The organism is Haloarcula nitratireducens (genome assembly GCF_019599505.1).
Map to the genome: position 1 here is coordinate 46,999 of NZ_RKLT01000005.1, position 13,404 is coordinate 60,402.

Below are 13,404 nucleotides of genomic sequence, written 5' to 3' on the forward strand. Positions count from 1 at the left end.
TTCTACAGTATAGACTCGACTAGGCCGTATTAGAATATGAAAATTCAATATATAGATGAGATATCGAGATATGTACCTATATAGGACCAAATAGGTATAAAAGTTCGGGATTCGAGAGGTATTTTCAGAATATATTCGATAAATTGGAGATGTCTGGGTGTATCTACTCCGAGTTTATTATCTAATATCTCTTTTCTGAGGGATAGGAGATACAGACACTCAAACATGGCGAGACTAGAACCCTTCAAGAGATGGTTCTCGATATCCTCTTCTATCTGGCCCGGCCTGCCTGGCTGAGTCGTGGTAAAAAGGTGGAAGGCGCGAGACGGAGCGATAGCAATAACGATAGTACATGTGTTACTACCAGAGTCCGCTTCGCTCGGCCCGCTCTTCCCCGCACGAACGCGGGAGAGCGGTGAGAACGGCGGTCGACTACCGGAACAGCCACCGTCTGTCACATCCTGTTCGCATCTCCCAAACGAGGCGTGTTGCCCTATCTCTCAGTGGATACGTTGACGAGGCGTGTACCGCGGGGGAAAAGTACTTTTAGGTGCGTCTACGACGCGGTAACGACGCTATGAACGAGCGACGTGATACTCCGACCGTAGGCGTGACCGCCGGGAACGCGTTCGACCTCTCGGTCGAACGGGACGTCTTCGACGGCATGGACGTGAGGTTTCGACCGGTCGACGTCGAGTCGACCGACGACCTCGTCGCGGAGCTGGCAGACGTCGATGCGGTCATCGACAGGTTGCTGGCGGCCCCCTACACGACCGAGGTGATCGACGCACTCACCGAGTGCCGAATCATCGCCCGCTGCGGGATCGGCGTCGACGCGCTGGACACCGACCGCGCGGCCGAGCGGGGGATGTACGTCGTCAACGTCCCCGTCTACTGCCAGAACGAGGTCTCGGAACACACCCTTCTGCTGATTCTCGCGCTCCAGCGCAACCTCTCGGCGTACGATTCGGCGATGCGGGACGGCGTCTGGGCACAGGACGTGACGACGCCGACGGTACACCGCCTCGACGGCCAGCGGTTGGGGCTCGTCGGCTTCGGGACCATCGCTCGCCTCGTCGCCGAGAAGGCACAGGCGTTCGGCATGGACGTGGTCGCGGCGGACCCCTACGTCGACGCGGCGGCGATGGACGAGGCGGGCGTCGAGAAACGGAGCTTCGAGGCGGTGCTCGACGACGCGGACGTAATCTCCCTGCACGCGCCGCTCGTCGAAGAGACCCGGGGGACGATGGACGCCGCGGCGTTCGAGCGGATGAACGATTCGGCGTACCTCGTCAACGTCGCTCGCGGCGGCCTCGTCGTCGAGGAAGAGTTGGTCACGGCGCTGCGCGAGGGAGAGATAGCCGGTGCGGGACTGGACGTGTTCGCCGAGGAACCGGCCAGCCAGGGCGATTCGTTCCCGCCGTTCGAGAGCCGGCTTCGAGAGTTGGACAACGTCGTGCTCACCCCCCACGTCGCGTGGTTCTCCCAGGAGGCCAACGACGAACGCCGACGGACAGCCGCCAGAGACGTTCGCAGGGTCTTGGAGGGGACGGTGCCGGAGAACCCCGTCAACGACCCGCAGTAGCGTCGCCGAGCGGAGAACCCCTCTTCCGCCGTGGGACTCACAGCGAGGGAATGACCTCGTCGCCCATGACCTCGAAGAACGTCTCCGGTTCGGGACTCGTGTTCCCGAGCGTGATGCGATCGAACCCGAGTTCGGCGTATTCCTCCAGTTGGGCGGCGATTCCGGCGGGGTCGTCCGCGACGAGAAACTTGTGTTCGACCTCCTCACGGGTAGCGTCGTCGCCGACCGCCTCTATCTCCTTGGGGTTGTAGAGGCCGCGACTGAACACGTCCTGCGTGGCCGCCCACCACGGCTTCGTCGCTTCGTAGGCCCTCTCGTAGTCCTCGTCGTAGGAGGCGGTGACGAGCAGCGTCGTCTCGACGGCATCGGGGTCGCGATCGGCTTCCTCGGCGTGGCGACGCACCGCCGGATATAGTTTGTCGGTGTACTCCTCGTCTTTCAGGACGGTGATGAACCCATCGCAGTACTCTCCGGCGAGAGACGCCGTACTCGGCCCGTTGGCGGCGACGTGGACCTCCGGCGGCGTCTCGGGCCTCGTGTACAGTTTCGCGCCGTCGAGTCGGTAGAACTCCCCGTCGTAGTCCACGAAGTCGTCCGATTCCCAGAGGTGATGGCAGATCTCGAGCGACTCCTTCAGCCGTTGCCGGCGCTCGGGATAGTCGGGCCACGGGAAGCCGAGCGGCTTCTCGTTCATGGCCTCGCCCGTCGAGAGGCCGAGGACGACGCGCTCGTCGTGCATCACCTGGAGCGTGGCGAACGCTTGTGCGACGATACCCGGGTGATAGTGGCCGGTCGTCGGCGTCACACAGGTCCCCATCGGCAGGTCGACGCGTTCACAGAGCGCGCCCAGCCACGACCACGCGAAGCCGGACGAACCCTGGCTGTGAAACCAGGGGTGGAAGTGGTCGGAGGTCCATATCATGTCGAACCCGGCCGCTTCGGCCAGTTCAGCGTACCGTAGTAACTCGTCGGGTTCGTACTGCTCTTGGTGTGCATCGTAGTCAATTGCGACCATACACCACGTCGCGCTGGCAGTACCAAAACACTTGCTGCCGGGCGTCAGGGGTGCTCCGGTTCTGTCGGCTTAGCCGTTCGCGTGCGCGTCTGCGGCGAGGTGGGATAACAGATGCACTGCCGTGCGACTTTCCGATAGGGGTGGGACGAACAGGGCTAAACGAAACGTCGTTCGGGAGATGCGAACGCTCTCCCGTCTACGAGAACTGGGAGTTGATCTCGATGACGTTGGCAGAGCGGGTCACCATCTTCGGGAGTTCCTCCTCGTAGAGTTCGCCCTCGAACCGACTCGCGGGACCGGAGACGCTCAACGCGCCGACGACTTCCCCGCCCGTCACCACGGGTGCGGCGACACAGCGCAGCCCCGCGATCTTCTCCTCCCGGTCGAAGGCGTAGCCCTGTTCGCGTATCGCCGCCAGTTCGTCGAACAACTCGGACTTCGACGTGATCGTCGAGTCGGTGAAGCCCGGCAGTCCGTGGCGGTCGATTATCTCTTCGATGCGCTCTCTGGACATGTGGGCCATCATCGCCTTCCCCAGCGAGATGCAGTGGAGATACTCCCGGTCGCCGGTCGAGGACGCCGTCTGGACGGCGTTCTCGCCGCCGGTCTTGTAGAGGTAGACGGCGCGACCGTGCTCCTCGGTGGCGAACTGCGCCAGTTCGCCGCACTCGGCCGCCAGGTCGTCGAGCTCGTTTCGGACGACGTCGTATATCTGGAGCCTGTCGGTGACCGTCTCAGCGAGTTCGAGGTAGCGGAGGCTCAACCGGTAGCGCCCGTCGTCGTTCACGACGTACTCGTTCTCGGCGAGCGTCGCCAAGTGGCTGTGGACCGTCCCCTTCGAACGGCCGAGTTCGTCGGCTATTTCCGTTATGCCGGCCCCGTCTCGCTCCTGGAGGATTTCGACGATCTGCAGGGCAGTCTCCACGGCGTCCACAGTTCGAGGTGAAGATTTCGTGGCCATACCTAGCGTGAGACACACTATACCATAAATGTTCGGCAGGCGCGAACGTGGAACCGGCGTTCGCGAGAGGCGAACAATCTCCTTGGCACGCGCGTGGGCGGCCGCCCGTTACACTTCATTTCCCGAACTTCGTCTCGATATTATTTTCCGGCTACGGTCGTCGACAACTCGTCGAGAGGGACCGTTCGGTCCTTGCGAACTCGGGGAAAACGTGGGGTCAGAGAGCGAACCGCCCGTCGATGGCGATGGGGAAACCAATATTAAGCACGCCGCGCCATGAGCAAGTACGATGGTCAGCATCGACTACATGGCCCATCAGGAGCAGTACAGCCCCTCGCAGTTGCTGCGTTTCTCCGAACTCGCCGCCGACAACGGGTTCGAGTTCGTCTGGACCTCCGACCACTTCCACCCGTGGTTCCACACGGACGCCGAGGCCGGTTTCGCGTGGTCGTGGCTCGGCGCGGCCGCCGAGCGGATCGACGTCCCTATCGGCACCTGCGTCACGCCCGCGGGCGAACACTACCATCCCGCGCTGATGGCCCAGGCGTTCGCCACGTTACAGGAGATGCACGACGAGCGCGTCGTCCTCGGCCTCTCGACGGGCGAGGCCATGAACGAGAAGCCGATGGGCCACGAGTGGCCGGATTACCCCGTTCGGCGAGACCGGCTCGAAGAGACCTTAGAGATCGTCCACGGGCTCTGGGACAACGACGACTTCTACAGTTACGATGGCGAGCACTTCACCGTCGACGACGCGAAGCTCTACACGATGCCCGAGGAACGTCCCGAGATACAGATCGCCGCTAACGGCCCGTCAACGGCCTCGCTGACCGGTGAGTACGGCGACGGGTTCATCACCGTCAAGACCGGCGAGGAGTACACCGAGCGGATGTACCCCGCCATTCGCCGCTACGCCGAAGATGAGGGGCGTGATCCCGACAGTATCGAGACGACGCTGCTCGTCATCGCCTCCTACGACGAGGACTACGAGAGGGCGCGGGCCGCGACCCGGCCGTGGTGGGCGACCACCCAGAACGTCTTCGACCGCGCGATGGCCAACCCGAAGGAGATCGAAGCCGAGGGCGAGAAGGCTACTGAAGAGGAGATAGAGGGCAAGTTCCTCATCGCCGACGACCCGTCGGACATCGCCGGACAGCTCTCCGCGTACGCGGAGATGGGCTTCGACCGCATCGCGCTGGGCAACACCAGCCCCGAGCCCGAGACGTTCTTCGAGGTCATGGGCGACGAGGTCATTCCCTCGCTATAACCGGACGACAGCCGAGTGGGCGTTTGGGCGACAGCGAGACGAGGCATTTGGACGGCAGTCGGGGGGAATATTTAAGAAATGGCCCGTATATTTCTTTGAACGAGATGCCCAGACTGAACGGTGGCGAAATCATCGCCAAGTACCTAGAGAAGGAGGGCGTCGAGTACCTCGTCGGTATTCCCGGCCACGGGAGCACGAACCTGCTCGACGCGTTCAACGACTCCGAAGTAGAGGTCATCCAACCGCGACACGAGGAAGGTGCGACACACCTCGCCGACGGCTACGCCCGTGCGAGCGGCGAGCCGCTGGCCGTCTTCACCTCCATCGGCCCCGGCGCGACCAACACCGTCACCGGCGCGGCGACGGCCTACGTCGACTCCATCCCGATGGTCATTTTCACGGGTGCGCCCCAGACTCACGAGTACGGCGAGGGAATCCTTCAGGAGATTGAGCGCCAGAAACCCGGTGACTTCCCGAGCGTGATGGAACCGGTCACCAAGCAGAGCTTCGTCGCCGACGACGTCGAGCAGCTCCCGCGCATTCTCCGCCGCGCGTTCCAGGTCGCGCTCTCCGGGCGGCCCGGCCCGGTCCACGTCGACGTCCCGATGGACGTCCAGGGCGCGGCCGCCGACGTCGAACTCCCCGAACCGACCCAATCTCGGCCGCACAGCCGGCCGGGCGGCGACCCGCGGACGGTCTCGGACGCCGCGGAACTGCTCGAAGACGCCGAACGACCGGTCATCGTCCCCGGCGGCGGCACGATGATCGCAGAAGCGTGGGACGAGGTGCAAGAACTCGCAGAACACCTCCAAGCGCCCGTCATCCCGACCTTCCAGTCGAAGGGGATCATTCCCGAGGACCACGACCTCTTCGTCGGCTACGCGGGCTGGATCGGCTCGACGGCGGGCAACGAACTCGCGTCGAACGCCGACGTGGTACTCGCGGTGGGCTGCCGATTCACGGACATGCACACCTCCTCCTTCGAGGAGGGCGTCAGTTTCGAGATCCCGCCGAGTAAGCTGATCCACGTCGACATCGACCCCGAGGAGATCGGGAAGAACTACCCGGTCGAGGTCGGCATCCAGGGCGACGCGAAGGTGGTCACGCGACAGATCACCGAAGAGCTCCGAGAGCGGACGGACCCGGTCTCGAAAGAGGACAACGAGTACTACGACGAGATTCAAGGCCTCTGGGAGGAGTGGGAGTCGATGGTCGCCGAGCGGTGGGAGGACGACGCGGTGCCGATGAGCATTTCCAGGGCTATCGCCAGCCTCCGAAACGTCCTGCCGCGCGACGGCGTCGTCGTCTCCAGTGCGGGCCAACCACAGGAGACGGTCAACCCCGAGTTCCCGGTGTACGAACCGCGCACCAACATCTCCTGCGGCGGGTTCTCGACGATGGGCTTCGGCGTCTCCGCCGCTATCGGCGCGAAACTCGCCAAGCCCGATAGCCCCGTCGTCGACGTCGAGGGCGACGGGAGCTTCATGATGTGCAACCAGGAGGTGGCCTGTGCCGTCCAGCACGACATCGACGTGAACTACCTCATCGTCAACAACCACGGCTGGAAGTCCATCCGGAACCTGCAGGTCGCGAAGTACGGCTGGGACCGGGTGCTCGATACGGAGTTCGACGAGGAGACCGACATCGACTTCATGTCGATGGCCGACGGGCTGGGCGTCGAGTTCGCCGAACGCGTCGTCAAGCCGGAGAACTTAGACGGCGTCCTCGAAGAGGCGATCGCCCACGACGGCCCGGCCATCGTCGAGGCGATGGTCGAACCGGACAACCCCGACTCCGGTGCGATCGTCACCGGCGAGTGGGACCTCGCGGACCTCGAGAAGTAAGCCGCCCGGGGCGATTCGTTTTTCTCTCAGACGCAGACGACCGCAGCAGCCTTAGCTCATCTGGACGAGGACTTTGCCGTCGACCCGCTTCGCGGCCTGTTCGACGGCTTCGTCGGCGTCTTCGAGGTCGTACGTCGAGGTGATCATGGGGAGGTTGTCGAGCTGCCCGCTGGCCATCAGCCGAATCGTCCGCGGGAACACCTGCTGGCCGGTGTGGCCCTCTGACCCGTACAACTGGGCGCTGTTGCCCTGGTACTTCCGTAAGGCGATTTCGGGGTCCGAACCGGCGTTGCTGATGTGGACGACGTTGGCGCGTTCGGCCAGCGAGTCCTCGATGACGGGGTAGGTCGCGCCCACCGCACCGCTGGTCTCGACGTGGACGTCAGCGCCTTCACCGTCGGTCACCTCGGCGATGGTCTCGACGGGGTCGACTTCAATGGGGTCGTAGACGTGTTCGAAACCCATCTCGTGGGCGATCTCGCGGCGCGGGTCCGACGGCTCGAACGCGATGACTTTTCCCGCCCCGGACGCCCGCGAGACGTTCATCCCGGTGAGACCGATGGGACCGGTGCCGTGGTAGACGTGGTAATCGCCGGGCCAGATGCCCTCGGCCCGCCCGAACAGGCCGTAGTAGCAGATGGTGCTCGGTTCGACCGTTGCGGCCGCCCGGAACAGGTCGTCCTCGTCGTCGTAGGTCTGTTCCAGCGAGGCGACGCTCCAGAGAATCTTCTCGGGGACGGTGACGTACTCGGCGAACGCGCCGTCCATCGTGAAGCCGAGCTGCTCGAAGTTCTCGCAGTGGCCGTGAAAGCCCTGCCGGCACATCTGACAGCGGCCGCAGTAGTCGGTGACCTCCGCTGTAACGGGTTCGCCCTCCTCGAAGAGGTCCGCGTCGTCGCCGTTCTCGACGACGACGCCGGAGAACTCGTGACCCGTGACGCTCGGTAACTGCGTGTACGCCGAGTAGTGCATGTAGCCGTCGTCGCCGGTCTCGTACATCGAAATGTCGCTGCCGCAGATACCGGCGTACTTCACGCGGACGAGCACCTCGTCGGCTTCGGGTTCGGGTCGCTCTCGCTCTTCGACGGAGAGTTCGGGGTCCTGCCAGATCTGCCCGGAGTTCATCGCGCGCTGTCGCTCTCGCTCGTCGTCCGAGAGGTCGTATTGCGGCCGCGGATTCCACTCCGCATCGAGTACTAGGGCTCGCATAGCCGAACGGAACAGCCACAGTATAATAAGTCTGGGTGGTCAGCGGGCTATGCTGCTGGCCGACCGATTACCACGTCATCCACGACGGGTCTTCACAGCGATGCGTCCGCTCGATACCGTCGATGCGTTCGATATCTTCGTCGTCGAGTTCGAGATCTATCGCCCCGAAGTTGTCCTTGAGGTGCTCGATGGAACTGGAGCGGGGAATCGCCGCGACGTTCTCCTTCGAGAGCAGCCACGCGAGACTGACGACCGCCTCGGAGACGCCGTGCTTCTCCGCGACGGAGTTGATCGCGCCCTCGGAGAACACCTCGCCCTGTGCCAGCGGCGAGTACGCGACGAGTTGCGCGCCCATCTCGTCGAGGTACTCGCGCATCTCGGTCTGCTGGAGCAGCGGGTGCATCTCGACCTGATTGGCGGCGATGGGCACGTCCACGAGGTCGCGGGCGAGGTCGAGGTCGTCGGTGGTGTAGTTGCTGACGCCGAGGTTGTCCACGCGGCCGTCTTCGACGTACTCGGCCAGCAGCGGGAGGACCGTCTCCACGTCGTCCTGGTTCTTCGGCCAGTGATGGTAGAGGAGGTCGATGCGGTCCAGCCCGAGGCGGTCGAAGCTGTCGGTGACGGCCTCGCGGACGTACTCCGGCGTCTTCTCCGGTTCCTCGAAGTGGGCGACCTTCGTGGCGACGAAGAGGTCGTCGCGGTCGATATCGGCGGCGGCAATGGCGTCGCCGACTTCCCGTTCGTTCTCGTAGAGACGGGCGGTGTCGACGTGACGGTAGCCCGTGTCGATGGCCGTCTCGACGACGGCGCTCCCCTCGTCGCCCGTCAGACTGTACGTCCCGAAGCCGAGTCGCGTGGCGGTGTCGAACACGCTAGCGGCGTACTCGGCCCGGATATAAAGTGGTTGTCGTCAGTCAGTCAGAACGTCTGCCAGCCGCCGTCTACGTACACCATCTCGCCGGTGACGTAGTCGGCCTGGTCGCTGGCGAGAAAGAGCACCGTCGGCGCGATGTCCTCGGGATAGCCCGGCCGGTCGAGCGGGATGGGCTTCAGCAGGTCGTCGGCGGCGACGGACTCCTCTTTCCTCTCGGCACCGGAGCCGAACTCGGTGGCGATGTGGCCCGGCGCGACGGCGTTGACCCGCACGTCCTCGTCGGCCAGTTCCAGCGCCGCGCCGCGCGTCATCATCCTGATCGCGCCCTTCGTCGAGTCGTAGGGTATCTGGTCGGGCTGAGCGTGCGTCGAGCTGATCGACGCCGTGTTGACGATGACGCCGCCGTCGCCTCGTTCTCGCATGTCCGCGGCGGCCGCCTGCGTGCCGAAGAAGACGCCGTTCGTGTTGACGCCGTGGATTCGCTCGAAGGTCTCCCGGTCGACCGAGAAGAGGTCGCCGCGGGTGAACCAGCCGGCGTTGTTCACCATCACGTCCACGCCGCCGTACTCGCGGGCGGCCTCGACGACGGCCGCGAGGTCGTCCGGATTCGAGACGTCGGTCTCGGCGTACTCGGCCGTGCCGCCGTCGGCCTCGATGGCTTCGTGAGTCGGCCGCTCTGCGTCGACGTCCTTCGGGTCGGGGTCGATATCCGCGCTCACCACCGTCGCTCCGGCCTCTCCGAACGCGAGCGCGATGGCCCGGCCGATGCCGGAACTACCGCCGGTGACGATGACAGTCTCTCCTGTGAAGTCGAAGTTGACACGTCCCATACTGTCCCCCTCCGACCCGACTCTGATAAGCGTTGGGTGGCGTCACGGTAGTAGCGGCCCGCGCTGACACGGGTCGTCCGTGCGTAACACCTATGTACCTTCACACAGTCGGTCTGCATGTATGACGAGCAAGCAAGAGCAGTCGCCAGCGGCGACTGCCGTACCCGACACCGTGCAGAACTACGTCGGCGGCGAGTGGCGATCCGTCGAGAGCGACGACGGCCAGCCGCTCGTCAACCCGGCGACGGGCGAGACGCTGGCGGACGTACCGTACTCCACCGCGGAGACGGTCGACGAAGCGGTACAGACGGCCGACGACGCCTTCGAAGACTGGCGGGCGACCTCGCCGGTCGACCGCGTCCAGTACCTCTTCGATCTCAAGGGGGAACTCGAAGACCGTCAGGAGGACATCGCACAGGCGCTCACGCGCGAACACGGCAAGACGCTGGCCGAGGGCCGCGGCGAGATCCGCCGCGGCATCGAGAACGTCGAAGTCGCCGCGGGCATCCCGAACATGCTCCGCGAGGGCAGCGGCAACGTCGAAGGGATCGGTCCGAACATGGACGAACACGCCGTTCGGCAGCCGTTAGGCGTCTTCACGGCCATCACGCCGTTCAACTTCCCGGCGATGATTCCGCTGTGGTTCCTGCCCTACGCCGTCGCCACCGGCAACACGTTCATCCTCAAACCCAGCGAGAAAGTCCCGCTGAGCTCCCAGCTCATCTTCGAGGCCGTCGACGCCGTGGACTTCCCCGACGGCGTCGTCAACCTCGTCAACGGGAGCGCCGACACGGTCAACGCGCTGCTGGAACACGACGACGTCGCCGGCGTCTCCTTCGTCGGCTCGACGCCCGTCGCCCAGCACATCTACGAGACGGCCGCCGAACACGGCAAGCGCGTCCAGGCGCAGGGCGGCGCGAAGAACTACGCCGTCGTCTCCGAGGACGCCGAACTCGAACAGTCGGTGCCGAACATCATCGGCTCCGTCTACGGCAACGCGGGCCAGCGCTGTCTCGCCAACGACGTCGTCGTCGGCATCGGCGACGCCTACGACGAATTGCGCGAGGAGGTCCTCGACGACATCGACGACCTCACCGTGGGCAACGGCCTCGACGAGGACACGGACGTCGGTCCGCTCATCACCGGCGAGTCGGCCGACCGGGTCGTCGAGATGATCGAGGACGCGGTCGACGAAGGCGCGGACCTCGTCGTCGACGGCCGTGACTTCGAGCATCCGGACTACCCCGACGGGAACTTCCTCGGCCCGACGCTACTGGAGGGGACCACGGTCGACATGGACATCACTCAGACCGAGATCTTCGGCCCGGTGATGGCCCTGACGAAGGCCGACGATTTGGACGAGGCCATCGAGATGGTCAACAGCACGGAGTACGGCAACGCCTCCTCGCTGTACACAGAGAACGGCGCGGAAGCGCGCAAGTACCGCTACGAGGTGGACGCGGGCAACATCGGCATCAACGTCGGCGTCTGCGCGCCGATGGGCTTCTTCCACTTCGGCGGCCGGAAGGGCTCGTTCTTCGGCGACCTCCACGCGCAGGGCGAGGACGCCGTGAACTTCTACACGGACAAGACGATCGAGATCCAGCGCTGGTACAGCAACTGAAACCCTCTCGCGGCCCCAGCTACCCCTTCGACGTGCGGTCCGAATTTTTCGCCTCGCTCGCGGACTCGTGTAACGACGGCACGTTCCGAGCAGCAGGCCGCCCACGGCCGAGCCGACGGCTACCGAGAAACTATATGCTACCGTTGAGACGCTACGCCCGTATCTATGCAAGCAGTCGCACTCATGCGCGAAGACAGGGCGCTCCGTCTCGTCGAGAAGGCCCGACCGGAACCGGCAGCCGGCGAAGTCCTGGTTCGAACGCTCTCGGTCGGTATCGACGGCTCCGACAGGCGAATCGTCGACGGCGAGATCGGCGAGTTCCCCGAGGGCGAAGCCCACCTCGTCCTCGGCCACGAGACGGTCGGCGTCGTCGAGGACCCGAACGGGACGGACCTCGAACGCGGTGACTTCGTCGTCCCGCTGGTGCGCCGACCGACCGACGATGCCGGCGGCTCGTCCGACGAGCTCGACATGGCAGAACCCGACACGTTCGTCGAGCGCGGGATATTCGGCGCGCACGGCTACATGGCGGAGTTCTTCGCGAGTCGGCCGGAGCACCTCGTCGTCGTCCCCGAGTCGGTCGCCGACTACGGCTTTCTCGTCGAGCCGGCCAGTCTCGTCGAGAAGTCGCTCGAACAGGCGTTCGCGGCGCGGTCGGCGTTCGAGTGGTCTCCCTCGACGGCGCTCGTGCTCGGAAACGGCAATCTGGGGCTGTTGGCGCTCGCACGTCTCGCCGACCGGCCTGAGTTCGAGCGGACGTACTGCCTCGGCCGGCGGGACCGGCCGGACCCGACGGTCGACTTCGTCGAGTCCGTCGGGGGGACGTACGTCGATTCGAGAGCGACGCCGCCCGAGGCGATACCCGAGACGCACGAGCCGATAGATTTCGCCTTCGAAGCGACCGGCCATCCGAACCACGCCGTGGAAGTGGTTTCGGCGCTGGCTTCGAACGGCGTCGCGACGCTTCAGGGGATCCCCGGGTCGGCGGAGGCGGAGATCGACCTCGGCGAGTTCCACGCGGGCCTCGTCGTCGAGAACAAGGCGCTCCTCGGCGTCGTGAACTCCCGGGCGAGCCACTTCGAGGCCGCGAGCGAGTGGCTCGCCGAGACGGATACGGAGACGCTCGACGGCCTGATAACCGGCGTCTTCGCTCCCGAGGAGGCCGAAGCGGCCTTCGACGACGACGAGACGACGACGAAGACGGTCGTCACCTTCGAATAGCGACTGCAGTCCGAAACGCGGCCTCACAGAGTCGCGGACGGAGACTGAACGGAGAGAGAGGAGTCAGTCCGAGGACGCGGGAATCGCCGCTTCGAGAGCGGCCTCGTAGTCCGACCGCGCGCTCTCGACGCTGTCCATCAGCAGCGAGATGTCCTTCCCCGCGATGAGGAAGTCGAAGCCCTGCTCGATTCGCGATTCGATGACACTGGTGTCGACGGTCAGCGTTCCCACCGGCGTCCCGGCGTCGTTCCCGGCTTCGATCACCGACTCGACGGCGTCGGCGAACTCGTCGGTGTCCCACTCGGCGAACAGCCCGAGGGCCGCCGAGAGGTCGGCCGGGCCCACGAACAGCGCGTCGATACCGTCGACGCGAGCGATCTCCTCGGCGTTCTCGAGGCCCGCCTCGGTCTCGATCTGGGCGATGGTCAGGATGGAGCCGTTTGCGTTGTCGACGTACTCCTGGAAGTTCCGACCGTACCCCGTCGCGCGGCTCCCGGCGATACCGCGGATGCCGTCCGGCGGATAGCGCAGCGACCGGACGAGTTCGCGGGCCTCCTCCGCGTCGTCGATCATCGGGACCATGACGCCGGCGATGCCGATGTCGATGACCCGCTTCAGTCGAACCGGATCGTTCCACGGGACCCGCACGACCGCGTTCGTATCGCTCTCCGCGGCGTCGATCGCGCGGGCCATGCTCTCGACGGTTTCGAGGGACATCGTCGTGTGTTCCATGTCGACCAGGAGGAAGTCGAGGTCGAGCTGTGCCAGTCCTTCTGCGACCGCCGGGTGTCCGATGGAGGTCCACGTGCCGAAGGGGTAGTCGCGGCCCTCGATCGCGTCCTTGATGTGTGTCATAGTTATCGCGTGAGGGCAGTCTCGCCAGCGATTCGCCCGCGTGGGCGCAGACTGGCAGTGACTGCCTCTATGTCACGAACGATTCATTCGAAGCCATAAAAATATGCGGGTCGAATCGG

At 64.7% G+C, this 13,404-nt stretch carries 11 protein-coding genes; 5 read left to right on the forward strand and 6 right to left on the reverse strand.

Annotated features, from left to right (window positions below; genetic code table 11):
- Positions 1 to 577 precede the first annotated feature (577 nt).
- A complete protein-coding gene (locus EGH23_RS14865; RefSeq protein ID WP_220580778.1) occupies positions 578 to 1,585 on the forward strand; it encodes a C-terminal binding protein in 1,008 nt (335 codons plus the stop codon).
- A gap of 37 nt (positions 1,586 to 1,622) precedes the next feature.
- Here EGH23_RS14865 and EGH23_RS14870 read toward each other — a convergent pair whose 3' ends face one another.
- Together EGH23_RS14870 and EGH23_RS14875 are read right to left on the reverse strand one after the other, a co-directional pair.
- Positions 1,623 to 2,600 carry a TIGR03557 family F420-dependent LLM class oxidoreductase gene (locus EGH23_RS14870; RefSeq protein ID WP_220580779.1) on the reverse strand — a complete coding sequence of 326 codons (978 nt, stop codon included), beginning with the start codon at positions 2,598 to 2,600 and terminating at the stop codon, positions 1,623 to 1,625.
- Between the two features lie 196 nt (positions 2,601 to 2,796).
- Positions 2,797 to 3,561, reverse strand: a complete 765-nt coding sequence (locus EGH23_RS14875) for an IclR family transcriptional regulator (RefSeq protein ID WP_220580780.1) — start codon at positions 3,559 to 3,561, stop codon at positions 2,797 to 2,799.
- Between the two features lie 289 nt (positions 3,562 to 3,850).
- On the opposite strand from EGH23_RS14875, the gene EGH23_RS14880 reads away from it, so the two are divergent.
- On the forward strand, positions 3,851 to 4,828 hold the full coding sequence (locus tag EGH23_RS14880) for a TIGR03557 family F420-dependent LLM class oxidoreductase (RefSeq protein ID WP_220580781.1): 978 nt from the start codon (positions 3,851 to 3,853) through the stop codon (positions 4,826 to 4,828).
- 104 nt (positions 4,829 to 4,932) lie between these two features.
- Positions 4,933 to 6,672: a thiamine pyrophosphate-binding protein gene (locus tag EGH23_RS14885; RefSeq protein ID WP_220580782.1), complete on the forward strand. Its 1,740-nt coding sequence runs from the start codon at positions 4,933 to 4,935 to the stop codon at positions 6,670 to 6,672.
- A gap of 51 nt (positions 6,673 to 6,723) precedes the next feature.
- Here EGH23_RS14885 and iolM read toward each other — a convergent pair whose 3' ends face one another.
- The 3 genes from iolM to EGH23_RS14900 all read right to left on the reverse strand — a co-directional run bounded on the left by iolM (position 6,724) and on the right by EGH23_RS14900 (position 9,585).
- Entirely contained in the window at positions 6,724 to 7,881 is a 1,158-nt protein-coding gene (gene iolM / locus EGH23_RS14890) for a scyllo-inosose 3-dehydrogenase (RefSeq protein ID WP_220580783.1), read from the reverse strand.
- 67 nt (positions 7,882 to 7,948) lie between these two features.
- The gene (locus EGH23_RS14895) at positions 7,949 to 8,752 is read right to left on the reverse strand and encodes an aldo/keto reductase (RefSeq protein ID WP_220580784.1); all 804 of its coding nucleotides are present in this window, start codon (positions 8,750 to 8,752) and stop codon (positions 7,949 to 7,951) included.
- 47 nt (positions 8,753 to 8,799) lie between these two features.
- Positions 8,800 to 9,585: an SDR family NAD(P)-dependent oxidoreductase gene (locus EGH23_RS14900; RefSeq protein WP_220580785.1), complete on the reverse strand. Its 786-nt coding sequence runs from the start codon at positions 9,583 to 9,585 to the stop codon at positions 8,800 to 8,802.
- A 121-nt stretch (positions 9,586 to 9,706) separates the two neighbouring features.
- Between EGH23_RS14900 and EGH23_RS14905 the strand changes: the two genes are divergently transcribed.
- A complete protein-coding gene (locus EGH23_RS14905) occupies positions 9,707 to 11,209 on the forward strand; it encodes a CoA-acylating methylmalonate-semialdehyde dehydrogenase (protein WP_220580786.1) in 1,503 nt (500 codons plus the stop codon).
- 165 nt (positions 11,210 to 11,374) lie between these two features.
- Positions 11,375 to 12,430, forward strand: coding sequence for an alcohol dehydrogenase catalytic domain-containing protein (locus tag EGH23_RS14910; protein ID WP_220580787.1), 1,056 nt, complete (start codon positions 11,375 to 11,377; stop codon positions 12,428 to 12,430).
- 63 nt (positions 12,431 to 12,493) lie between these two features.
- Here EGH23_RS14910 and EGH23_RS14915 read toward each other — a convergent pair whose 3' ends face one another.
- Positions 12,494 to 13,285, reverse strand: coding sequence for an HpcH/HpaI aldolase family protein (locus EGH23_RS14915; protein WP_220580788.1), 792 nt, complete (start codon positions 13,283 to 13,285; stop codon positions 12,494 to 12,496).
- Positions 13,286 to 13,404: the final 119 nt, after the last annotated feature.